A 22,252-nucleotide genomic window follows, 5' to 3' on the forward strand; every position below is an offset into this window, starting at 1 on the left:
AGCGGCCCGCTCACGCCGCGTCGTCGACCTTCTCGGCTGCCGGTGTCGCGATATAGTTCAGCACCGGACCCAGCCAGCGCTCGACATCCTCGACCGCCATGCCCTTGCGCCGGGCATAGTCGTCCACCTGATCGCGCTCGATCTTGGCAACACCGAAATAATAGCTCTCGGGATGACCGATATAGAGGCCGGAGACCGAAGAGCCGGGCCACATGGCCATGCTTTCGGTCAGCGTCACGCCGGTCTGCTTTTCCGCGTCGAGCAGCTTGAACAGCGTCAGCTTCTCCGTGTGGTCGGGCTGGGCCGGATAGCCGGGGGCCGGACGGATGCCGGCATAGCTCTCGCCGATCAGATCGTCGGGCGACAGCGCCTCGTCCCTGGCATAGCCCCAGTATTCCTGCCGCACCAGCTGGTGCATGCGCTCGGCAAAGGCCTCGGCAAAGCGGTCGGCCAGCGCCTTGACCAGGATCGACGAATAGTCGTCGTTCGCCCGCTCGAAGCGCTCGGCAATGGCGATTTCCTCGAAACCGGCCGTCACCACGAAGCCGCCGACATAATCCGCGATGCCGCTCTCCTGCGGCGCGACGAAGTCCGACAGGGCGACATTCGGCCGGCCCTCGCGCTTGGTCAGCTGCTGGCGCAGGGTATGGAAAGTTTCGCCTTCCTTGGCCCTGTCGTCATCGGCATAGAGCTGAATGTCGTCGCCGACGGCATTGGCCGGCCAGAAGCCGATCACGGCGCGCGGGCGGAACCACTTTTCGTCGATGATCTGCTTCAGCATCGCCTGCGCATCGGCAAACAGCTGGCGCGCCGCCTCCCCCTGTTTCTCGTCTTCTAGGATCGCCGGATAGCGTCCCTTCAGCTCCCAGGTCTGGAAGAACGGCGTCCAGTCGATAAAGCCGGCAAGCTCGGCGAGGTCGAAATCCTCGAAGGTCTTGGTCCCGAGGAAGCTCGGCTTGGCCGGCGTGTAGCCCGACCAGTCGATCTTGAAGGCATTGTCGCGGGCAGCCGCCAGCGGCAGCCGCTGCTTGGCGCGCTCGGCCTTGGCATGGGCTTCGGCGACCTTTTCGTATTCGGCGCGGATATTGGAAACATAGGCCGGCTTCTGCTCCTTCGACAGCAGCGCCGAGACGACGCCGACGGCGCGGCTGGCATCGGTAACGTAGATCGCCTGGGAACGGGCATATTGCGGCGAGATCTTCACCGCCGTATGCACCCGGCTCGTCGTCGCCCCGCCGATCAGCAGCGGGATGTCGAAGCCCTGGCGCTCCATCTCGGCTGCCACATGCACCATCTCGTCGAGCGAGGGGGTGATCAGGCCGGAGAGACCGATGATGTCGACCTTCTCCTTGATCGCCGTCTCGAAGATCTTGGTGGCCGGCACCATGACGCCGAGATCGATGATGTCGTAATTGTTGCAGGCGAGCACGACGCCGACAATGTTCTTGCCGATGTCGTGGACGTCGCCCTTGACGGTCGCCATCAGCACCTTGCCGGCGCTCTCGCGCTCGCCATTGCCGCCGTTGGCGAGCTTCTCGGCTTCCATGTAGGGCAGCAGCACGGCGACCGCCTGCTTCATCACGCGGGCGGATTTCACCACCTGCGGCAGGAACATCTTGCCGGAGCCGAACAGGTCGCCGACGACGTTCATCCCGGCCATCAGCGGGCCCTCGATGACATGCAGCGGCCGCTCGGCGTTCTGCCGCGCTTCCTCGGTGTCGGCGTCGATATATTCGGTGATGCCGTTGACCAGCGCGTGTTCGAGCCGCTTTTCCACCGACCATTCGCGCCAGGTGAGATCCTGCTTGCGCGCCTCCTTGCCGGCCGTGCCGCGAAAACGCTCGGCGATTTCGAGCAGGCGCTCGGTGCCGTCGTCGCGGCGGTTCAGCACCACGTCCTCGCAGGCCTCGCGCAGATCCGGCTCGATGCTCTCGTAGACCGCCAGCTGGCCGGCATTGACGATGCCCATGTCCATGCCCGCCTGGATGGCGTGGTAGAGGAAGACGGCATGCATCGCCTCGCGCACCGGCTCGTTGCCGCGGAACGAGAAGGACAGGTTGGACACACCGCCGGAGATGTGCACCAGCGGCATTTCCGTGCGGATCGTGCGCGTCGCCTCGATGAAGTCGACGCCGTAATTGTCGTGCTCCTCGATCCCGGTCGCGATGGCGAAGACGTTCGGGTCGAAGATGATATCCTCCGGCGGGAAGCCGGCGACTTCGGTCAGGATCTTGTAGGCGCGCCGGCAGATCTCCACCTTGCGCGCATAGGTGTCGGCCTGGCCCTGCTCGTCGAAGGCCATGACGACGACGGCGGCGCCGTAATTGCGGATCAGCTTGGCATGCTCGATAAAGGCCTCCTCGCCTTCCTTCATCGAGATGGAATTCACCACCGCCTTGCCCTGCACGCATTTCAGGCCGGCTTCGATGATCGAGAATTTCGAGCTGTCGATCATCACCGGCACGCGGGCGATGTCCGGCTCGGCGGCGATCAGGTTGAGGAACTCGACCATCGCCTTTTCCGAATCGATCAGGCCCTCGTCCATGTTGATGTCGATGATCTGGGCACCGTTCTCAACCTGGTCGCGGGCAACGACCAGGGCTGCGGCATAGTCGCCGGCGGTGATCAGCTTGCGGAACTTGGCAGAGCCCGTGACATTGGTGCGCTCGCCAACATTGACGAAGGGAATGTCCTTGGTCAGCACGAAGGGCTCCAGCCCCGACAGCGACATGAACGGTCTGTGCTCCGGCACCTCGCGCGGCTGGAATTCGGCCACCGCCTCGGCAATCGCCTTGATATGCTCCGGCGTCGAGCCGCAGCAGCCGCCGACGATGTTGACGAGCCCTTCCCGGGCAAAGCCGGCGATCTGCTTGGCCATCATCTCGGGCGTCTCGTCATACTGGCCGAACTCGTTCGGCAGGCCGGCATTCGGATAGGCGCAGACGAAGGTGTCGGCGACACCCGACAGCTCCTGCAGATGCGGGCGCATGGCGTCGGCGCCGAGCGCGCAGTTGAGGCCGATGGTGAACGGGTTGGAATGGCGCACCGAATTCCAGAAGGCCGAGGGCGTCTGGCCCGACAGGGTGCGGCCCGACAGATCGGTGATCGTGCCGGAGATCATCACCGGCAGGCGGATGCCCTTGCGGGCGAACTCTTCCTCGCAGGCGAAGATCGCCGCCTTGGCGTTCAGCGTGTCGAAGATCGTTTCGATCAGGATCAGGTCGGAGCCGCCATCGACCAGCCCGTCGATCTGCTCGGCATAGGCCTTCCTGAGATCGTCGAAGGAGACCGCGCGGTAACCGGGATTGTTGACATCAGGCGAGATCGAGGCCGTGCGGTTGGTCGGCCCGATGGCGCCGGCAACGAAACGGCGGCGGCCGTCCTCGCGCTCGGCGCGGATCGCGGCGCGCCGCACCAGCCGCGCACCATCGCGGTTGAGATCGTAGACCGCCTCTTCCATCTGATAGTCGGCCTGGGCGATGCGGGTGGCGGAGAAGGTATTGGTCTCCAGAATATCGGCACCGGCCATCGCATACTTGAAATGGATGTCCTCGATCGCCTGCGGCTGGCTGAGGATCAGCAGGTCGTTATTGCCCTTCTGATGGCAGGCGCAGCCCAGGAAGCGGTCGCCACGAAAGGCGTCCTCGTCGAGGCCGAGCCCCTGGATCTGGGTGCCCATGGCGCCGTCAAGCACCAGGATGCGTTCGCGCGCGGCCTTCGCCAAGGCGGCTGCGATTTCGGCGCCATCCCGCGTTTCACCTTCCGGTCCGAACAGATCGTCAAGCATGGGAAAACTCCTTTGTCCTTGGTGCGACATGCGCAGGAGATCACATAAAGATATGTTTATGTCAATATGCGATCAAATGTTTGGCGCCCCCGCACCCTTCGTGACATCGCCCCAATGGGACGATATAGACGGCGCAGATGACCACAGCCTTTTAGAGGAGGATGCCCGTGAACGCCAACCCTGCCCTTGAGACCGAGACGCTGGCCGAGCACTGGAGCGACCGTCCCTATCACCGGCACTGGCTGCTGCAGCGCGCCGACGACCTCTTCGATTTCTTCGAGGCCGACATCATCAACCCGAAGGGCGGCTTCTTCGAGCTCAACCTCGACGGCACGGTGCCGGGCAAAACCAATCCGGTGCGCGGCATCCACGTGACATGCCGCATGATCCACTGCTTTGCCATCGCCCATTTGCTCGGCCGCCCCGGTGCCATGGCGATTGTCGAGCATGGTATGGACTTCCTGTGGAATCGCCACCGCGACACCGAGCATGGCGGCTATTTCTGGCAGGTCGACGACAACGGTCCGGTCGATGCCTCCAAGCAGGGATACGGCCATGCCTTCGTGCTGCTCGCCGCCTCCTCGGCAAGGGCCGTCGGCCATCCGCTGGCAGATGCCATGCTGGCCGACATCACGGATGTGATCAACACCCGCTTCTGGGACGAGGCGCATGGCGCCATCGCCGAGGAATTCGAACGCGACTGGTCGGCCAAGGACGGCGGCAACTATCGCGGACAGAACTGCAACATGCACCTGACCGAAGCGCTGATGGCAGCCTTCGAGGCGACCGGCGACCAGGCCTATCTCTCCAAGGCCGAGCGGATCGCCGACCTTCTCATCCGCCGCAAATCGGCCGAGCTGAACTGGCGCGTGCCCGAACATTTCGACACCGGCTGGACCGTCGACCAGGCCTATGACGGCGACCAGATGTTCCGTCCCTCCGGTTCCACGCCCGGCCACTGGCTGGAATGGGCCCGTCTGGTGCTGCAGCTCTGGACACTCGGCGGAAAGACGCACGACTGGATGCCGGAGGCGGCCAAGGGCCTGTTCTTCCAGGCCATGGCGCTCGGCTGGGACCGCGACAATGGCGGCTTCGTCTATACCATCGGCTGGGACAATATCGTCAGCCGCCCCTTCAAGCTCTGGTGGCCGATGGCCGAAGGCGCCGGTGCAGCGCATTTCCTCAACCAGCACCAGCCGAGCGACTTTCACGAGGACAGCTATCGGCGCATCTGGGGCACCATCTCGCGCCATTTCCTCGACCGCAAGAACGGCGGCTGGCATCAGCAGCTTTCGCAGACCATGCAGCCCGAAGCCGAACTCTTCCCGACCCGTGACGACATCTACCATGCGCTGCAGGCCTGCCTGATTCCGCTCTTTCCGGCCGATGGCAGTGTTCTGGAGATGATCAGGACAAACGGCGACCGTCCCTGAGGGGGCGGCTTTCCGCTCAATCGGCGCTATCGTCGGCGGCCTTGTCCTTCTCCTCGCTGCTATCGGTCAGAAAGGCCGCGACGAAATCGGAACTGTCGGGCAGCTTGCCGCTGCAGCGCACGGTGACGGATTTCTTGCCGAAGGCGCGATACGCGCAATGGCCGGTGGCGCTGATCACCTTGGGCGCTGCGGTCTCGGAGCCGGTGTTGAAGATCATCCGGTCGATGGCAAAGCCCTTGGCCCGCTTCTGGTTCTTGTTCTTCGGCAGGCCGCTCAGCGTCAGCACATGCTTCGACGCCATCATGAAATAGAAGCCCTGCCGGCCATCCACATATTCGGTGATGCCAAGCACCCCGGTGCAGGCCGAGGTCATGTCCTCGCCGGAGACCTGGACCGACAGGCATTTCCCCGCGAGCAATTCGATGTCCGGAACCTCCGCGCTCTTCGTGGCCGCTGCGGCATGGGCCGCGCCGGCGGCAAGGCAGGCCCCGGCCGTCAGAAGGAGAAAGGTCTTGGCGATCATGGCTTTACCCTCATGCTTTTGGTCGAATCGCGGGCCGATCAGCCGGTCCCGGGAAAGCAGGCAGCCATGGCCGGAACGCAAACGGCCGGGCTGAATGCCCGGCCGCCTGTTTAAGCGCTGTGCTTGGTGCGAAGCTTGAGACTTCGCGGTTATTGCGATGCCGCGTGGGCCGCCAGGGCTGCCCGCTTGCGCGACCGGCGCATCAGCCAGACCGGCAGGATCGCCACCAGGATCGCCATGACCCAGAGCACGTTGCAGATCGTGCTGGAGAACAGGATCTGCGGGTCGCCGCCACTGATCGCCAGCGCATTGCGCAGGTTCACTTCCATCACCCGTCCAAGCACGAAGCCGAGAATGATCGGCGCCATGTCGAAGCCGGCCTTTCTGAGCAGCCAGCCGATCATGCCGATGCCGAGCATCAGGAAGACGGCGAAGACCGAAGCATGCGTGGAATAGACGCCGATGATCGACAGCACCAGGATGCCGGGAACCAGCAGCCAGTTCGGCACGGTCAGCACGCGGGCAAAGATGTGCACCAGCGGCAGGTTGAGCAGCAGCAGGATCACATTGCCGACGAACAGCGAGGCCACGAGACCGCCGACGATCTCCGGACGTTCCGTCAGAAGCATCGGGCCGGGCTGGATGTTGTAGAGCATCAGCGCGCCGAGCATGACGGCGGTGGTGCCCGAACCCGGAACGCCGAGCGTCAGCATCGGCACGAAGGCGCCGCATGCGGTCGCATTGTTGGCCGCCTCGGGGGCTGCCAGACCGCGTACATCGCCCTTGCCGAACGTGTCGTCGGTATCGGAGATGCGCTTGGCGGTGGTGTAGGCGATGGCGCTCGAGACCGATGCGCCGGTGCCCGGCAGAACGCCGACGACGAAGCCGATCACGGCACTGCGCAGCGCCGTGCCCCAGCACTTCACGATATCGCTCCAGCGTGCGGTCATCCGGCCGAGTTCGCGGATGATGGTCATGCCGCGGCCCTGGTTTTCGAGGATGATCAGCGCTTCCGAGATCGAGAACAGGCCGATGACCAGGGTGACGAACTCGATGCCGTCGCCAAGTTCCGGCTGATCGAAGGTGAAGCGATAGGCGCCCGAGGTGGCGTCCAGACCGACGGTTGCCAGCATCAGGCCAAGCGTACAGCCCATCAGCGTCTTGACCGGCTGGCTGCCGACCATCGAGCCGAGCGTTGCAAAGGCAAACACCATCAGCACGAAATATTCGGCCGGACCGAAACCGGTGGTCAGCGACGACAGGATCGGCGCGAACAGGGCAAGCCCTATCGACCCGAGAATACCGCCAAGGAAGGACGAAAGACCCGAAAGTGCCAGCGCCTCACCCGCCCGGCCCTGCTGGGCCATGGGATAACCGTCCATCGCCGTCATCACCGCACCGGCATCGCCGGGAACGTTGAGCAGGATCGAGGAGATACGGCCGCCATATTCGGCGCCGCAATAGATCGCGGCCAGCAGGATCATCGTGCTCTCGGCCGGAAGGCCCATCGTATAGGCGATGGGCAGCAGCAGGGCGATGCCGTTGATCGGGCCGATGGCGGGCAGTGCACCGACAAGTGTGCCGATGAAACAGCCGATGAAGCCGATAAGCAGGTTCTGCCAGGTCAGCGCGACCTCAAAACCCTGCCAGAGATAATGGAAATCCATGGATTAAGCCTTTCCGGTGCCTAAAGCCTTCAGCCGAACATGTCGCCGACGGGCAGATAAACTTCCAGAAGATAGGAGAAGATGAACCACCAGAGGGCGGCATGGCAGACGGCGCCGATAGCAGCCTTGATGGGCGATGCACCGAAGACGATGCCGCAACCCAGCGTCAGCACGAAGATCGAGGCGGCGAAGCCGGCCGGTTCCAGCAGCAGGACGGCGACGATCATGATCACCGGGATGGACAGCACGCGCAGCAGCAGTCGGCCGGTCGGGAAACCTTCGGCCGAACCCGGCGAGAAGAAATACCAGGCGCAGAACAGGCAGAGCGCGATCGCCAGCGCGATCGGAAACACCGTCGGGCCGAGCGGGTCGGACGAGAACGAATATTCGATCTGCGTGCCGCCGATGCCGTAGATGACGGCGAAGACGAAAAGAATGGCGGCAAAGACGCGGCCGATAAGAGCCTGCGTCCTTGCCGAAGGTGCGTGTTGTTCGGACATGATGCCTCCCCAACCCAAATGGGAGCGCCGTGCGAGCGACGCCTGTTCTTATTTCTGACTGGAGCCGGCAGGGTGCCTGCCGGCCGGGTTTCATGAAAGCCCCCGGCCTTTCGCCGCCAGCATGACCAGCGGCGAAAGGTGGTCCACCTCGAGTCTTGGGAGGACTTTTTTGCGCGAGGGGCCTCGGAGATTACATGCCGGCTTCTTTGGCGAGAACCTTGAAGCGAGCCACGTCGGAGTCGACGCGATCCTGGAAATCCTTGCCGAACAGCGAGAATTCGAACAGGCCGCGCTCTTCGCGTTCCTTCTGGAATTCCGGTGTCGCCATGGCCGTCTTGAAGGCGTTGACCCACCAGTTGTAGTCTTCCTCGGAAACGTCCTTGCCAACGTAGAAACCGCGCCAGATCGGCCAGTCGATGTCGAAGCCCTGTTCACGGGCCGTCGGTACGTCCTTCAGGGCGCCGGGCAGACGCTCGGGCGACATGACGGCGAGAATGCGGACCTTGCCGGCTTCGTAATGCTTGACCATTTCGGCAGCGTCACCGGCGCCGACCTGGATGTGGCCGCCTTCGAGAGCGGTCAGAACGGCACCGCCGCCTTCAAGCGCGACGTAGCGCATCTTCTTCGGATCCTGGTCGGCAGCCTTGGCCAGCAGCGAACCCTTCATCCAATCCTGCGAACCGACGGCACCACCGCCACCGATCGGGAACTTGGTCGGGTCTTCCTTGTAGGCCGCGACCAGATCCTTGAGGGTCTTGTAGGGGGAATCGGCGGAAACGACGAGAACGCCGTAGTCGGCACCGATGGCGCCGAGCCAGTGAACGGCGGTTTCGTCGTATTTGCCGAACTTGCCCTGGGCCAGCAGGAGCGCCGAACCGGACGAAGCGGCCGTGATGACGTTGCCGTCCTTGGCGCGCTTGGCGATAACGTGGTTATAGGCAACCGCACCGACGCCACCTTCCATGTAGGTGACAGCCATCGGCTCCTTGATCTGCTTAGCCGCAAGCAGGCCATTGGCGGCCAGTCGGCAGGTCAGGTCGAAGCCGCCGCCAGGCTTGGCGCCGGCAATGCATTCCGGCTTCGTCGGCTCGGCCTGTGCGGCTGCTGCGACGGCGAATACCGCGAATGCGGCACCGGCCAGAGTCTTGCTGAAATTGTTAAACATGATGTCTCCCATCAAACCTGTTGAAATCCGGATGACAGGTGCCGAAGCGACAGACGCTGATATCAGCGACCGCGATCCTCTGGACGGGCGTCCATGGCAGGCTACCTCCCGGTCCGTCCTCTCGTTCTCCCACGGGGACGGTCGGCGAACTCTAGGGCGCAATCCTGTCACCATCCTGTCAAACCACGACCACAGGCCCTAACGCATCCTTAACCCGTGCCGCGCGAACAGCTTGAACCCTTTCGGGAGCCATGCCAAGAAGTGCCGTGCGTATTCTCTTGGTTGAAGACACTCTCGATGTGGGCGAGGCAATCTGCCGGCGCTTCCAGCAAACCGGCCATATGGTCGACTGGGAGACGGATGGCGCCGTCGCGTCCGACATCATGTCCTTCACCGAATATGATCTGGTCATCCTCGACGTCATGCTGCCCGGCCTCGACGGCTTCTCGATCCTGCGCCGTCTGCGGCAATCGAAGAACGGTGTTCCGGTGCTGGTGCTGACGGCGCGCTCGGAAGTCGACGACCGCGTGAGCGCGCTCGATCTCGGTGCCGACGACTATCTCGTCAAGCCCTTCGACTTTCGCGAACTCGAGGCCCGCGCCCGCGTGCTGCTGCGCCGGCGCAGCGGCGGCGAATCCACCAATGTCATCGTCTGCGGCGATGTCAGCCTCGACCGGACCAATCGCAGCGTCACCGTCGGCAAGCGCGAGGTGCAGCTGAAGCGCCGCGAGATGACACTGCTCGAAATCCTCGCCACACGCCCCGGCAAGGTGTTCAGCAAGGAAGAGCTGCTCGACCAGCTGTTCGGCTTCGACGAGGCGGCGGGCCCGAATGCGATCGAACTGTATGTCGGGCGCCTGCGCAAGAAACTGGAGGGCGCCAAGGCCCGGATCGTCACGCTGCGCGGCGTCGGTTATCAGCTGGTGTCCGATGACGACGCATAGAAGCTCGCTCTTTGCCCGGCTGATGCGGCGCATGGCCTTCGTGCTGTGCCTCGGCGCCGGCATCATGATTACCGGCGCCTGGTTCTACGCCCGGGCGGCGGCCGATGTCGCCTATGACCGGCTGCTGCTCGGCGCGGCGATCCAGATGTCGGAAAGCCTTGTGATCACCGACGGCGCCTTGCACTTCACCCTCCCCCCGTCGGCCTTCGAGCTTCTGGGACTGGCGCAACGCGACCGGATCTTCTACCGCATCGTCGATACCGACGGCCAGACGGTCACCGGCTACGGCGATCTCGAGCCGCCCGGCAATCTGCGCGCCAGCCGCAAGGGCCCCGTCTTTGCCAATGCCGTCTACCGCAAGACGCCGGTGCGCACGGTCACCGTCAGCCATGCGCTCAGTCTCGCCGGCACGCCGGGCTTTGCCTATGTCGTCATTGCCCAGACGACCGAGGCGCGCCGGTCGCTGGCCTCGGAACTGACCACCCGCGCTACCTTGCTCGTGGCTATGATGAGCCTGCTCGCCATCCTCGGCATCGCACTGGCCGTGCGCTATTCCCTGCGTCCGGTCGCCGATCTCGGCGATGCGCTGTTGCAGCGCGATCCCAAGGACCTGACGCCGATGACCGTGGCCGTGCCGCGCGAGCTCTATCCCTTCGTCACCTCGATCAATTCATTCATCACCAGGCTCGACGAACGCGTGGTGCTGTTGCAGCGCTATATCGCCGATAGCGCCCACCAGATCCGTACGCCGCTGACCGCGCTGACCGCCCAGGTCAGCCTGATCAACGACGACGCCATGCGGCCGGAAGACCGCCGCCATCTGGAACGCGTGCGCAACCGCACCGGCGAACTCGCCCGGCTGACCAACCAGCTGCTCAATCATGCCATGGTGATCCACCGCTTCGATTCCACGCAGTTGCAGCCCGTCGGCCTGAACGAGGTCGCCCGCAAGGCCTTCCGCGCCGCGATCCCGATCACCATCGACCCCGACATGGTCGTCTCCTTCGAGGCGGCGGAGGAAGAGCTCTTCGTGCTCGGCGATGCGCTCAGCCTGCGCGAGGCCATCATCAACCTGATCGACAATGCGCTGCGCCACGGCGCCGTCTCCAGGCTCGAGGTCAAGGTCAACCGCCAGGGCGATCTCGGCCTGGTCGAGGTCTCCGACGACGGCCCGGGCATCCCGCCGGCCGAGTGGGACAACGTCATCCGCCGCTTCTATTCCAGCCGCACCGACGGCGAGGCGTCCGGCCTCGGCTTTGCCATCGCCTCGGAGGTCGCAAGCGCGCTGCGCGGCCGGCTGCAGTTCCGCCGCAAGACGCAGACCTCCCCCTTCTCGGTCTATATCGAGCTTCCTCTCTGCCGGGAGAGACCCGTATGAAAGCCCGCCTTGCCCTTCTCGCCCTCGCTCTTGGCCTGATGCCGCACCTTGCTTTCGCCGTCGAGGGCGAACGGGCGCTGTTTCCGGCCGTCAGCCAGGAGACCGAGCGGCTGTCGATCCACGGCGCGACCGACCTTGCCGCCATGCGGCCGCTGATCCTCGACTTCCAGAAGCAGGCACCGAATACCGCGGTCGAATTCGTCGACTACGTGACCAACGATCTCTTTCGCGAGGCGGTGGACGCCTGCAGCGGCAAGGACATTGGCAACGGCGGCGACCTGCTGCTGTCGTCGTCGGTCGACCAGCTGGTGCGGCTTGCCAATGACGGCTGCGCCCAGTCCTACAGTTCACGGATGACCGAAGCTATCCCTGCCTGGGCCAACTGGCGCGAAGAGATCTTCGGCTTCACCTTCGAGCCGGTGGTCTTCGTCTACGACAAGAGCAAGGTGCCGCCCGAAGACGTGCCGCGCAGCCATGACGCGCTGGCCGACCTGTTGCGGCGCAAGGCCGACGTCTATTCCGGCCGCATCGGTACCTATGACATCGAGGCCTCGGGCGTCGGCTACCTGCTCGCCTATAACGATTCCCGCCAGGCACCGACCACCTATGGCCGGATCGTCGAAAGCTTGAGCCGCACCAGGACCGTGATCCGCTGCTGCAACAACGAGGTGCTGGGCGAGATCGCCAGGGGCAATGTGCGGCTCGCCTATAATGTGCTGGGCTCCTACGCCTATGCCGCCGCCCGCACCAATCCCAATCTCGGCATCGTGCTGCCGAACGATTACACCCTGGTGCTGTCGCGCGGCGCCATGGTGCCGTCCACCGCCCAACATCCGGCGCTCGCCAAGCGGTTCATCGACTATCTGCTGTCGCCGCGCGGGCGCGAGGTGGCGCGGCAGAAATCCTTCTTCTTCTCCGAAAACGGCCCCCTGCCCGAGGGTGTCGAAGGCCCGCCCGACCTGATGGTGTCGGGCATCGGCCGCCCGATCCGCATCGGCCCGGCGCTGCTGGCGGCCCAGGACACCATGCAGCGCCAGACCTTCATCTCCGACTGGAAGGAACTGCTGTCGCTGCATTGACGGGGGCGGCCAAACCCCGCAACGCAAAAGAGGGCAGCGCCGCAGCGCCGCCCTCCTCTTATGTGCCGTGATTGCGGCCCGTTCGCCTCAGTTCATGCCGAGGAAATGCGGCAGGAACAGCGAAATTTCCGGGATATAGGTGATCGCCACCAGGAAGGCGAGCATGGTCAAAAGCCATGGCAGCACCGCCACCGTCAGTTCGGTGATCCCCATCTTGGTGATTCCCGAGGCCACATAGAGATTGAGGCCGACCGGGGGATGGCACATGCCGACCTCCATGTTGACGACGATCATGATGCCGAAATGCACCGGATCGATGCCGAGCCGGACAGCGACCGGGAACAGGATCGGCGCCATGATCAGCACGATCGACGACGGTTCCATGAAGTTGCCGGCAGCCAGCAGCATGATGTTGACGGCGACCAGGAACATCCACCAGTTCAGCCCCGAATCGACCATCCACTGACCGAGCGCCTGCGGAATGTTCTCGTGCGTCATCAGGAAGGAGAACAGCACCGCATTGGTGATGATGTAGAGCAGCATCGCCGACATGTTGGCAGAGGCCAGCAGCACCCGCGGCAGGTCCTTCAGCCGCAGATCCTTGTAGACGAAGGTGGCGATGATGAAGGCATAGACCGCGCTCATCGCTGCAGCCTCCGTCGGCGTGAAGGTGCCGGTGTAGATACCGCCGATGACGATGATGATCAGCAGCAGGCCCCAGATCGCCTCGCGGAACGAGCGCCAGCGCTCGCCCCAGCCTGCCTTTGGCAGCCGCGGATAGTTGTTCTTCCAGGCGCGGTACCAGGTGGTGACGCCGAGCAGCGTCGCCAGGATGATGCCCGGGATCACGCCGGCGATGAACAGTTCGCCGACCGAGGCCGCATCGACGATATTGCCGTCCGGACCGACCGCCTGCATGCCGGATGTCGCGACCGAATACATCACCATGACGATCGACGGCGGGATCAGGATGCCGAGCGCGCCGGAGGTGGTGATGACGCCCGCCCCGAACTGCTTGGGAAAGCCCTGCGCCACCATGGCCGGCAGGATGACCGAGCCGATCGCGACGACGGTCGCCGGCGACGAGCCGGACACGGCGGCAAAGAGCGCGCAGGCAACCACGCCGGCAAGACCAAGCCCGCCATGCAGGTGCCCGACCATCGAGGTCGCGAACTTGATCATCCGCTTGGCGACCCCGCCATGGGTAAGGAAATTGCCGGCCAGGATGAAGAACGGGATCGCCATGATCTCGAACTTCTCGATGCCGGTGAACAGTTTCAGCGCCACCGTGTCGATCGGCACCGAGGTCATGGTGAACAGGAAGACGAGAACGGTAAGACCCAGCGCGATCGAGATCGGCATGCCGGTCAGCATCAGGGCGATCAGCCCGCCGAAGATAAGCGTTGCATTCATGGTATCAGCGCTCCTTCGGCGTCAGCGGGCTGTCGGCGATCGCCTCGGCCTCTTCGTCCATGCCCTCGACATGGCCGTGGTCGATATGCGGAAGCTCGCCGGTCCTGGAGAAGCTGAAGGCGACCTGCAGGAAGCGGAAGCACATCAGGCCGGAGCCGAGCGGCACCGCCAGGTAGACGATCCACATCGGAAGTTCGAGATCCGGCGAAATCGAGCTCGTGCGGTACATGTGGAGGACGAAATTGGCGCCGAGCACGGCGATGATGCCGGTAAACAGCGCGCCGCAGCCGAGCCCGAACAGCACCATCAGCTTGCGGTTCTTCGGCTGCAGCCGGTTGATCAGCACGTCGATGCCGACATGGATGCCGGTGCGCACGCCATAGGCGGCACCGAACTTGGCCATCCAGACGAACAGGATGATGCAGAGTTCCTGCGCCCAGACGAGATTGACCGATCGGAGGCCGAAATAGGCGCTGCGCGCGATCGGCATCAGCCAGGGCAAGTCATGGGCCCGCGAAAAGCCGATCATCCCGGCGAACAGTCCGAGACTGTAGCGCTGGATGACGGCCACGAAGATGATCACGGTGGCCGCCGCTATCAGCGTGGCGATCAGGATCTCTTCCAGGCGGTCGAGAATGCGGAGCATGAAATGGGACCTCCCCTGGTCACGTTCAGTCAGTCGGGGTCACGGGTCGCGCGGGCATGCGGGGGGTGGTGTCGCGATCAGGGGCATGCCGGCAGAGGCGCCGCATCGCCGGGAAGGACGATGCGGCGGTATGGGTGTCAGCGAAAGGCGGGACGGCTCAGTTGGAGGCCGCGCCGGTTTCTGCCTGCACCTGCTTGATCAGGTCTTCGCCGATGCGGCTTGCCATCTCTTCGTGCACCGGCAGCAGAACCTTCTTCCACTGGGCCCGCTCGTCGTCGGTCAGCTCGTGGAACTCGGTGGTGCCGGCATCCTTCATCGCCTGCAGCGCCTTCTCGTTCTCTTCCTTGGCGATCGAGTTGGCGTATTCGGTCGATTCCTTCATCGCCTTGTCGAGATTGCCGCGCACGTCGTCGGGCAGTTCGTCCCAGAACTTCTTGTTCACGATCACCGCATAGCCGAGATAGCCGTGGTTGGAGAGCGTGGCGAACTTCTGCACCTCGTGCATCTTCTGGGTATACATGTTGGACGGCGGGTTCTCGGTGCCGTCGACGACGCCGGTCTGCAGGCCCTGGTAGACTTCCGAGAAGGCCATGACCTGCGGCACCGCGCCAAGCGCGTTCATTTCGGCTTCCAGCACCTTGGACGACTGGATGCGCATCTTCAGGCCGAGGAAATCGTCCGGCGTGTAGAGCTTGCTGTTGGCGCTCATGATCTTGAAGCCGTTGTCCCAGAAAGCCAGGCCCTGGATGCCCTTGGAGCCGAGCTTGTCGAGCAGTTCCTTGCCGATCGGGCCGTAGGTCACCTTGTGCAGGGCATCATAGCTCGGGAACATGAAGGGCAGGTCGAAGACCTCGAAATCCTTGATGCCGAGCGGGCCGAACTTGGCGAGCGACGGGGCCAGCATCTGCACCGCGCCGAGCTGCAGCGCTTCCAGCTCTTCCTTGTCCTTGTAGAGCTGCGAGTTCGGGTAGACGTCGACCTTGACCGCGCCATTGGTGTATTTTTCGGCAAGTTCCTTGAACTTGTCGGCACCCTTGCCCTTCGGCGTGTCGGGCGCGACCACATGGCTGAAGCGGATCAGGATCGGGTCGGCGGCAGCGGCCGGCGATCCGGCAAGAGCCGAAAAGGCAAGCGCGCACGCGGCAACGCTGCCGAGAAAATGACGGCGGTCGAACATGGATTGTCTCCTCCTGTTGATGGCTGCCGGAATCCCTCCCCTGACAGCCGGATGGCTACGGTGATAGGCCCTCGAAAAATATGGCGCTATTGTGGATTTCCACATTTTCGCCGCCTTGCGTGGCGCGCGGCGCATTCGCCCGTTAAGAGTGGTGCCGAGGAGAAATGTCTGCGCCCTGATCAAGGATAGCGGGCAATCGAGGAGCAGGGAGGAGAGCGGACAGCCGTGCGAACGTGGCGTCGACAGCAACCATCGGGGACCGCGCCGGGCGGCGAGGTCGAGCGCGGCCGCGACCTGCTTGCCATCGTGCCGCTGGTCGCCATCCTGGTGCTCACCATCATGGTGTCGCTGCTGCTGTGGCTGCTCGACCGCAACGAGAAGGAACGCCTGCGCACCACGCTGATCTCCGACGCGCTCTGGGTCGAGCAGACGCTGCGCTTCCAGCTGTCGATCGACGAGGACGCGATCGTCCGGCTCGCCCTCGATGACGGCCAGCACGGGATCGACCGCAGCGCGCTCGGCGACCGGGCCCGCCTGCATCTGCAGAACAACCCGGAAGTGCTGCGCATCATCCTGTTCGACGCCCGTGGCGAGCCGGTGTTCTCCGTGCCGCACAGCCTGGAACTGCAAAGCGAATATGCCAGCCGCAGTCGCAGCCTTGCCGCTGCCGCGGCCACCGTGCGCCCGGTCTATTCGCCGCTCTATACGTCGCCCAGCGGCGACCTGTTGACCGACCTTGCGATCAGCACCACCAATGGCGGCGTATTGCTTGCCACCGTGTCGATCCGCACGCTGATCGCCCGCCAGATCCCCTGGTGGATCACCGAGAAATACGCCGTCCAGCTGGTCGATCTCGACAATCACGTGATGGCGGAAAAGGCGCGCGTCGAACCGCCGGATGCCGAGCTCACCCACAAGATCAGCTTCGATCCGCCGCTGAGCGGTGCCTGGCTGCTGATCTCGCGCTACCGCCTGAGCAGCGATTTCTCCAACAACCTCCTGATGGGCGGCGTCTTTGGGCTGGCGCTCTTTGCCGTCTTCTCGCTACTGGTTCTCTACCGCAACGGGCTGAAGCGCCAGACGGCGGAAACGCGCCTGCGGGGCGAGATGGCCTTTCGCCGGGCGATGGAGGAAAGCCTGACGGTGGGCCTGCGCGCCCGCGACCACGAGGGCCGCATCCTCTACGTCAACAATGCCTTCTGCCAGATGACCGGCTTTAAAGCCGACCACCTGACCGGCCACATGCCGCCCATGCCCTATTGGCGCGAGGACCGGATCGCCGAGACGCTCGCCCGCCACGATGCCCTGAACAGGAGCGGGCTGACCGTCCAGAGCTTCGAGACCAGCTTTCGTCGCAGCGACGGCAGCGAACTCGACGTGCAGGTGTTCGAGGCGCCGCTGATCGATGCCCATGGCCGCCATCGCGGCTGGATGGGCTCGGTGATCGACATCTCCGACCAGAAGAAGGCGGCCGAGCTGTCGCGCCTGCAGGCCCAGCACATGCAGCGCACCGGACGCCTGATCACGCTCGGCGAAATGGCCTCATCGCTCGCCCACGAGCTGAACCAGCCGCTTGCCGCCATTGCCAGCTATGCCGCCGGGTCGCTCAACATCCTGCGCAATGACGGCAACCCGGCAACCGTGATCCCGGCGATCGAGAAGCTGTCGGCGCAGACCGAACGCGCCGGCCAGATCATCCGCCGCATCCAGGATTTCGTCCGCAAGCGCGATCCGAAATTCGAGGAGGTCGATCTGGCAAGCGTGATCGCCGAAACGGCCGCCTTTCTGGCCACCGACACCAGCGCGGCCAAGGCGCTGGTCACGGTCGATGCCGGCGGCGAGATGGCCCCGGTGCGCGCCGACCGCATCCTGCTGGAGCAGTTGATGCTCAATCTGATGCGCAACGGCATCGAGGCGATGACGGGTACCGGTACCGGCCAGCCGCAGCTGGAGGTGGAACTGCGCAGCCTGCCCGGCGTTCAGGTGATCGAAATCCGGGATCGCGGCACCGGCATTTCCGACACCGTGGCCGAGCGGCTGTTCCAGCCCTTCGTCACCAGCAAGGCCGAGGGCATGGGCATGGGTCTCTCCATCTGCCGCACCATCGTCGAACTGCATCGCGGGCGGCTGGAGCACCGGCCCAATCCGGGCGGCGGCACGATCTTCTCGGTCATCCTTCCCGAACCCGAGGCGGAAAGGCCGGCAGCCGAATGAGCGAAAGACCCGACTTCCTGAAGAAGGCCACCGTCTATCTCGTCGACGACGAACCGGTGATCCGCGACGCCTTGAGCTTCCTGTTCATGTCGCGCGGCCTGAAGGTGACGGCGCTCGACAGCGGCGAGGCCCTGCTCGACGCCGTGCCGCTCGATCCGCTCGCCTGCGTCATTCTCGACATGCGCATGGAGGGGCTTTCGGGGCTGGAGACCTTCTACCGGCTGAAATCGACGGAAACCGAGGTGCCGGTAATCTTCCTGACGGGCCATGGCGACGTGCCGATCGCCGTCGAGGCATTGAAATCCGGCGCCACCGACTTCATCGAAAAACCGTTCAACGACAACCAGTTGGTCAATACCGTTCTGAAATGCCTCGAACTGCGTGACAGCGAACTCGACGTCTCCCGCGACAAGGCCGCGATCGAGAAGCAGTACCGCGAACTGTCTGCCCGCGAACTCGACGTTTTGCGCCTGCTACTGGCCGGCCGGCTGAACAAGCAGATCGCCGACGAACTGGCGATCTCGATGCGCACCGTCGAGGTCCACCGCGCGCGGATCCTCGCCAAGATGGGCGTGCGCAACGCCATCGAACTCGCCGCCACCTTGGCCTCCCACGGCATCACGGTCGGTTAGGCAAGCGGCAGCACGCCGCTGCCCCCGTCTCCTAAACACAGACATCCCCGCACGACGCCGTCGCACGGGGATGCCGTCATTGCCGCAGACTGCGGTTCAGTCCTTCGCCCGATACTCTTGCGGGATGGTGAACACTTCGTCGGCGCGGGTGTAGCCGCCGTCCTTCACCTCCTCGATCAGCACCATGGTGTGCGGCCGGGCAGCCTCGGTGAAATACTCGACCAGCATCTCGGTCGTGCGATGGGCGATCTCGGCCTTCTGGCCTTGGCTCAGCGCGCCTTCCGGCGTCTTGATATTGACGAATGGCATGTGATGTCTCCTTTGTCTGTTCTTTCAGGGTTTCGAGGGATGGAGGAGGTCGGCAAGGCCGATCCGTTCCTGCAATTGCGCACGCATGCGGTCGGCGACCGCATTGACCACGTCCGCCCCGTCTTCGGACGGATCGACATGGACGCGAAACGGCCTTTTCCCATGCGGCAGGGCGACGACGGCGGCCACCGCCCGGGCCACCTCTTGCGGGTCGGCATCCGCGGGCTCGAGCTTCGCCAGCCCCTCCAGCGCCACCGTGTCGGTGCCGGCATAGGGACCATCGAAGTAGGCCGCAGCCACAGCCGCGTCTGCCGGCTGCATGGCATGGGCGAAATGCTGCGTGCCTTGCGTGAAGGCACCGGGCACCACGATCACCGTTTCGATGTCGAAGCGGGCAAGCTCGAGCGCAGAGGACTGCGCCAGCGCGTCCATGCCCGCCTTGGCGGCGAAATAGGGCGCGAGGAAGGGCGGCGTGCCGCCCCTTGTGCTCGACGAGCCGATCCACACCATCAGCCCCTCGCCGGTCTCGCGCATCCAGGGCAGCAGCGCGCGGTTCAGCCGGTGGGCACCCACGACATTGACGTCATAGAGCTGCAGCAGCTGCTCGGGCGAGAACGCCTCGGCCGGGCCGAAACCCATATGGCCGGCATTGTGGATCACCACGTCCAGCCGCGGCGTGCGGTTGGCGATGAACTCGACGGCGGCCGAGACCGACGTCTCGGAGGTGATGTCGAGCGCCACCGGCACGATCGAAAGCCCCTCGGCCGCGTTCAGCGCGTCGATCTCGGCGACCGGCCGGCCCTCATGCGCATCGAGATCGCGCATCGAGGCGAACACGGTATGGCCGGCCCTGGCCAGCGCCCGGGCGATCATCGCGCCGAAGCCGCTCGACGCGCCGGTCACGAGGATGGTCTTGCTGTCCGTCATGACGCCCCCCTCAGACCACGCCGCCATTGGCGCGGATCACCTGGCCGCTCACCCACTGGCCGTCGGGACCGGCGAGGAACGAGACCACGCGGGCGATGTCGTCCGGCTGGCCGAAGCGCTTCTGCGGGTTCTGGCCGCGCAGCTGCGCCAGCAGTTCCTCCGACTTGCCGTTGAGGAAGAGCTCGGTCTCGACCGGCCCCGGCGCCACGGCATTCACCGTGATCTTCCGCCCGCCGAGTTCCTTGGCGAGGATATGCGTCATCGTCTCGACCGCCGCCTTGGTCGCGGCATAGACGCCGTAGCCCGGCAGCTTCATGCCGACGACCGAGGTCGAAAAACTGATGATCCGGCCGCCGTCGGCAAGCCGGTTCGCCGCCTCGCGCATGCCGCGGAACACGCCGCCGACATTGATTGCCATGTGCTGCTCGAAATCGGCGTCGCTGACGTTTGCGAGCGGCGAAAGCTTCATGATGCCGGCATTGTTGACGAGGATGCCGACCGGGCCGAAAGCCTTTTCGGCCGCGTCGAACAGGCGCGTGATCCCGTCGGCAACGCCGATATCGGCTTGAACCGCAACCGCCCGGCCGCCGGCAGCCTCGATCTCGGCCACGACGCCCGCCGCTTCTTCCGCACCGCGGGCATAGTTGACGACAACCGCATGGCCGTCCCTGGCGAGACGCCTGGCGATCGCAGCACCGATCCCCTTGGACGAACCGGTGACGATGGCGGTGGTGGGGTGAACTGTCTCGGTCATGGAAAAATCTCCTGTGCTTGGTGTCTGGCAACAGAGATATTCCACCGGAGATCAAAAACAATCACCCGGCAATTGACATATGAATTCGTCTGTGGCGAACAATATCGGGATGGACCGTCTCGACCGCATGCAGCTCTTCACCCGCGTCGTCGAACGCCGCAGCTTTTCCGCCGCGGCCGCAGACCTTTCGCTTGCCCGCTCCACCGCCACCGAGGCGATCAAGCAGCTGGAGGCCGATATCGGCGTGCGCCTGCTGGAGCGCACCACCCGCCATGTCACGCCGACGCTCGACGGCGAGGCCTATTACCGCCGCTGCCTGCAGATCCTGGCCGACATCGAGGATGCCGACAGCGCCTTTCGCGATGCAAAGCCCCGCGGCCTGCTGCGCATCGACGCCCATCCGCTCCTGACCCGCACCTTCCTGTTGCCGGAGCTCGGCAGCTTCCTCGCCCGCTATCCCGACCTCGACCTGCATATCGGCCAGGGTGACCGGCTGGTCGATCTGGTGCGCGAAGGCGTCGACTGCGTGCTGCGCGCCGGCGAACTCACCGACAGCGGCCTGATCGCAAGGCGTCTTGCAACGATCACCGAGGTCACCTGCGCCAGCCCCGATTATCTCGCCCGCCACGGCACGCCCGAGAGCCTGAAGGACCTGGAGGGCCATCTCTGCGTCGGCTTCCAGTCCTCGCGCACCGGCGAGATCCTGCCGCTCGAATTCCTGGAAATGCCGCAGAACGCCCGGACACCGTCGCCCGCCCCGGCCTATGCGGGAAAAATCCGTGATGTGCGCTTGCCAAGCCGGGTCAGCGTCAACAATTCCGACACGATGACGGATCTGGCGCTGCTCGGCTTCGGCCTTTTCCAGGCGCCGCGCTACCGGCTGGACGAACACCTGAAGGCGGGCCGCCTCGTCGAGGTGCTGCCCCGGCATCCGCCCTCGCCCACCCCGCTCTCGGCGCTCTACCCGCAGAACCGCCACACCGCCGCCCGCGTGCGCGTCTTCCTCGACTGGGCCGCCGGCATTTTTGCCAACGCCGCGATCTGAAGCCCGGGCAAGCTTTCGGCCCGGTCCCGCGAGGCCCGCCCCCCGTGCGCCCCCGCGAAAAACCGCCGCCTCAGTCGGCCGGTTCGAACCGCAGAATGCCGGCGATCCGCGAGCGTCCGGTGTCGTTCGGATGCGCCACCCCGTCGGTCACCTCGACGGCTTGAAAGTCGAAGGGGCTGACGCCTGCAAGGCAGGCCACGTTGATGCCGAACTGGCTCGGATCGGAGCGCCGCTGGTGGTGGGTATAGATGCCGCAGACCGAGCAGAAATAGTGCTTCGCCGTGCCGGTATTGAACTGGTAGAGCGTCAGGTGCTCCTTACCCTCGACGATCTCGAAATCCTCAAGCCGCGCCGACACCGCGATCGCGCCGCGCATGCGGCAATAGGAACAGGTGCAGCGGCGAATGGTATTGAACCCGTCCGCCAGCCGCACCCGAAACCGGATAGCCCCGCAATGACACGCGCCGTTGTGTGGATCCGTGGTCATGTGATGTCTCCTCGTGGTGGGTGCGGCAAGGCTAGCAACATCTTAGCCCTTCAATCAAATGCCTTTGACACCCATCCGTTGAAGATATCGCGAAGACGAACGATGATTATATAATTACAACCCCCGACAGCATGCTAAAATTACGTACATTTACTTATTTAATTCACTGGAT

19 protein-coding genes are annotated in these 22,252 nt (G+C 64.4%); 7 read left to right on the forward strand and 12 right to left on the reverse strand.

The annotated features are described in order from the left end of the window. Window positions 1–10: 10 nt before the first annotated feature. Complete coding sequence (gene metH / locus J2Z17_RS19100; protein ID WP_209947243.1) at window positions 11–3,787, reverse strand: methionine synthase; 3,777 nt, start codon at window positions 3,785–3,787, stop codon at window positions 11–13. A gap of 167 nt (window positions 3,788–3,954) precedes the next feature. Between metH and J2Z17_RS19105 the strand changes: the two genes are divergently transcribed. Then, complete coding sequence (locus J2Z17_RS19105; protein ID WP_342454435.1) at window positions 3,955–5,220, forward strand: AGE family epimerase/isomerase; 1,266 nt, start codon at window positions 3,955–3,957, stop codon at window positions 5,218–5,220. A gap of 16 nt (window positions 5,221–5,236) precedes the next feature. On the opposite strand, the gene J2Z17_RS19110 is transcribed toward J2Z17_RS19105, so the two are convergent. From J2Z17_RS19110 to J2Z17_RS19125, 4 genes are all read right to left on the reverse strand, one after another. Continuing rightward, window positions 5,237–5,743 carry a hypothetical protein gene (locus J2Z17_RS19110; RefSeq protein WP_209947245.1) on the reverse strand — a complete coding sequence of 169 codons (507 nt, stop codon included), beginning with the start codon at window positions 5,741–5,743 and terminating at the stop codon, window positions 5,237–5,239. Window positions 5,744–5,892: 149 nt separating this feature from the next. Then, window positions 5,893–7,410 carry a tripartite tricarboxylate transporter permease gene (locus J2Z17_RS19115; protein WP_209947246.1) on the reverse strand — a complete coding sequence of 506 codons (1,518 nt, stop codon included), beginning with the start codon at window positions 7,408–7,410 and terminating at the stop codon, window positions 5,893–5,895. 29 nt (window positions 7,411–7,439) lie between these two features. Continuing rightward, complete coding sequence (locus J2Z17_RS19120) at window positions 7,440–7,910, reverse strand: tripartite tricarboxylate transporter TctB family protein (RefSeq protein WP_209947247.1); 471 nt, start codon at window positions 7,908–7,910, stop codon at window positions 7,440–7,442. A 190-nt stretch (window positions 7,911–8,100) separates the two neighbouring features. Continuing rightward, window positions 8,101–9,075 carry a Bug family tripartite tricarboxylate transporter substrate binding protein gene (locus J2Z17_RS19125; protein WP_209947248.1) on the reverse strand — a complete coding sequence of 325 codons (975 nt, stop codon included), beginning with the start codon at window positions 9,073–9,075 and terminating at the stop codon, window positions 8,101–8,103. Between the two features lie 266 nt (window positions 9,076–9,341). Between J2Z17_RS19125 and J2Z17_RS19130 the strand changes: the two genes are divergently transcribed. Genes J2Z17_RS19130 through J2Z17_RS19140 form a run of 3 tightly spaced genes read left to right on the forward strand, consistent with a single transcriptional unit; the run spans window position 9,342 to window position 12,476 of the window. Next, entirely contained in the window at window positions 9,342–10,019 is a 678-nt protein-coding gene (locus J2Z17_RS19130) for a response regulator transcription factor (RefSeq protein WP_209947249.1), read from the forward strand. After that, the gene (locus J2Z17_RS19135; RefSeq protein ID WP_209947250.1) at window positions 10,006–11,397 is read left to right on the forward strand and encodes a sensor histidine kinase; all 1,392 of its coding nucleotides are present in this window, start codon (window positions 10,006–10,008) and stop codon (window positions 11,395–11,397) included. The genes J2Z17_RS19130 and J2Z17_RS19135 overlap by 14 nt, the downstream gene beginning before the upstream one ends. Next, the gene (locus J2Z17_RS19140) at window positions 11,394–12,476 is read left to right on the forward strand and encodes an ABC transporter substrate-binding protein (RefSeq protein ID WP_209947251.1); all 1,083 of its coding nucleotides are present in this window, start codon (window positions 11,394–11,396) and stop codon (window positions 12,474–12,476) included. The genes J2Z17_RS19135 and J2Z17_RS19140 overlap by 4 nt, the downstream gene beginning before the upstream one ends. A gap of 87 nt (window positions 12,477–12,563) precedes the next feature. Here the strand turns inward: J2Z17_RS19140 and J2Z17_RS19145 are convergent, their stop codons facing one another. The 3 genes from J2Z17_RS19145 to J2Z17_RS19155 form a co-directional block, all read right to left on the reverse strand. Beyond that, window positions 12,564–13,889 (reverse strand): TRAP transporter large permease, encoded by a 1,326-nt coding sequence (locus tag J2Z17_RS19145; RefSeq protein WP_209947252.1) that lies wholly within the window; start codon window positions 13,887–13,889, stop codon window positions 12,564–12,566. Window positions 13,890–13,893: 4 nt separating this feature from the next. Then, the gene (locus J2Z17_RS19150; protein ID WP_209947253.1) at window positions 13,894–14,535 is read right to left on the reverse strand and encodes a TRAP transporter small permease; all 642 of its coding nucleotides are present in this window, start codon (window positions 14,533–14,535) and stop codon (window positions 13,894–13,896) included. 157 nt (window positions 14,536–14,692) lie between these two features. Further along, window positions 14,693–15,712, reverse strand: coding sequence for a TRAP transporter substrate-binding protein (locus J2Z17_RS19155; protein ID WP_209947254.1), 1,020 nt, complete (start codon window positions 15,710–15,712; stop codon window positions 14,693–14,695). Between the two features lie 225 nt (window positions 15,713–15,937). Between J2Z17_RS19155 and J2Z17_RS25550 the strand changes: the two genes are divergently transcribed. Together J2Z17_RS25550 and J2Z17_RS19165 are read left to right on the forward strand one after the other, a co-directional pair. Next, the gene (locus J2Z17_RS25550; protein WP_209947255.1) at window positions 15,938–17,926 is read left to right on the forward strand and encodes a two-component system sensor histidine kinase NtrB; all 1,989 of its coding nucleotides are present in this window, start codon (window positions 15,938–15,940) and stop codon (window positions 17,924–17,926) included. Then, on the forward strand, window positions 17,923–18,558 hold the full coding sequence (locus J2Z17_RS19165) for a response regulator transcription factor (protein WP_209947256.1): 636 nt from the start codon (window positions 17,923–17,925) through the stop codon (window positions 18,556–18,558). Before J2Z17_RS25550 ends, J2Z17_RS19165 begins: the two co-directional genes overlap by 4 nt. Before the next feature lie 96 nt (window positions 18,559–18,654). Here the strand turns inward: J2Z17_RS19165 and J2Z17_RS19170 are convergent, their stop codons facing one another. From J2Z17_RS19170 to J2Z17_RS19180, 3 genes are read right to left on the reverse strand one after another with little or no spacing between them, the layout of a single operon-like run. Continuing rightward, complete coding sequence (locus tag J2Z17_RS19170) at window positions 18,655–18,867, reverse strand: tautomerase family protein (RefSeq protein ID WP_209947257.1); 213 nt, start codon at window positions 18,865–18,867, stop codon at window positions 18,655–18,657. Between the two features lie 24 nt (window positions 18,868–18,891). Next, the gene (locus J2Z17_RS19175; protein ID WP_209947258.1) at window positions 18,892–19,794 is read right to left on the reverse strand and encodes an SDR family oxidoreductase; all 903 of its coding nucleotides are present in this window, start codon (window positions 19,792–19,794) and stop codon (window positions 18,892–18,894) included. 10 nt (window positions 19,795–19,804) lie between these two features. Then, a complete protein-coding gene (locus tag J2Z17_RS19180; RefSeq protein ID WP_209947259.1) occupies window positions 19,805–20,548 on the reverse strand; it encodes an SDR family oxidoreductase in 744 nt (247 codons plus the stop codon). A gap of 109 nt (window positions 20,549–20,657) precedes the next feature. Here J2Z17_RS19180 and J2Z17_RS19185 point away from each other — a divergent pair, with 109 nt between their 5' ends. After that, window positions 20,658–21,593 (forward strand): LysR family transcriptional regulator, encoded by a 936-nt coding sequence (locus tag J2Z17_RS19185; protein WP_209947397.1) that lies wholly within the window; start codon window positions 20,658–20,660, stop codon window positions 21,591–21,593. Window positions 21,594–21,663: 70 nt separating this feature from the next. Here the strand turns inward: J2Z17_RS19185 and J2Z17_RS19190 are convergent, their stop codons facing one another. After that, window positions 21,664–22,080 (reverse strand): GFA family protein, encoded by a 417-nt coding sequence (locus J2Z17_RS19190; protein ID WP_209947260.1) that lies wholly within the window; start codon window positions 22,078–22,080, stop codon window positions 21,664–21,666. Between the last annotated feature and the right edge of the window lie 172 nt (window positions 22,081–22,252).

Origin of the sequence: Heterorhizobium halophytocola (assembly GCF_017873095.1) — a bacterium.
Taxonomy (GTDB): Bacteria; Pseudomonadota; Alphaproteobacteria; order Rhizobiales; family Rhizobiaceae; genus Allorhizobium; species Allorhizobium halophytocola.

Bases quoted from the DNA above. Each gene is read 5' to 3' on its own strand.
- metH (WP_209947243.1), bottom strand. From the start codon at position 3,787: ATGCTTGACGATCTGTTCGGACCGGAAGGTGAAACGCGGGATGGCGCC.
- J2Z17_RS19110 (WP_209947245.1), bottom strand. From the start codon at position 5,743: ATGATCGCCAAGACCTTTCTCCTTCTGACGGCCGGGGCCTGCCTTGCC.
- J2Z17_RS19115 (WP_209947246.1), bottom strand. From the start codon at position 7,410: ATGGATTTCCATTATCTCTGGCAGGGTTTTGAGGTCGCGCTGACCTGG.
- J2Z17_RS19120 (WP_209947247.1), bottom strand. From the start codon at position 7,910: ATGTCCGAACAACACGCACCTTCGGCAAGGACGCAGGCTCTTATCGGC.
- J2Z17_RS19125 (WP_209947248.1), bottom strand. From the start codon at position 9,075: ATGTTTAACAATTTCAGCAAGACTCTGGCCGGTGCCGCATTCGCGGTA.
- J2Z17_RS19135 (WP_209947250.1), top strand. From the start codon at position 10,006: ATGACGACGCATAGAAGCTCGCTCTTTGCCCGGCTGATGCGGCGCATG.
- J2Z17_RS19140 (WP_209947251.1), top strand. From the start codon at position 11,394: ATGAAAGCCCGCCTTGCCCTTCTCGCCCTCGCTCTTGGCCTGATGCCG.
- J2Z17_RS19145 (WP_209947252.1), bottom strand. From the start codon at position 13,889: ATGAATGCAACGCTTATCTTCGGCGGGCTGATCGCCCTGATGCTGACC.
- J2Z17_RS19150 (WP_209947253.1), bottom strand. From the start codon at position 14,535: ATGCTCCGCATTCTCGACCGCCTGGAAGAGATCCTGATCGCCACGCTG.
- J2Z17_RS19155 (WP_209947254.1), bottom strand. From the start codon at position 15,712: ATGTTCGACCGCCGTCATTTTCTCGGCAGCGTTGCCGCGTGCGCGCTT.
- J2Z17_RS19165 (WP_209947256.1), top strand. From the start codon at position 17,923: ATGAGCGAAAGACCCGACTTCCTGAAGAAGGCCACCGTCTATCTCGTC.
- J2Z17_RS19170 (WP_209947257.1), bottom strand. From the start codon at position 18,867: ATGCCATTCGTCAATATCAAGACGCCGGAAGGCGCGCTGAGCCAAGGC.
- J2Z17_RS19175 (WP_209947258.1), bottom strand. From the start codon at position 19,794: ATGACGGACAGCAAGACCATCCTCGTGACCGGCGCGTCGAGCGGCTTC.
- J2Z17_RS19180 (WP_209947259.1), bottom strand. From the start codon at position 20,548: ATGACCGAGACAGTTCACCCCACCACCGCCATCGTCACCGGTTCGTCC.
- J2Z17_RS19185 (WP_209947397.1), top strand. From the start codon at position 20,658: ATGGACCGTCTCGACCGCATGCAGCTCTTCACCCGCGTCGTCGAACGC.
- J2Z17_RS19190 (WP_209947260.1), bottom strand. From the start codon at position 22,080: ATGACCACGGATCCACACAACGGCGCGTGTCATTGCGGGGCTATCCGG.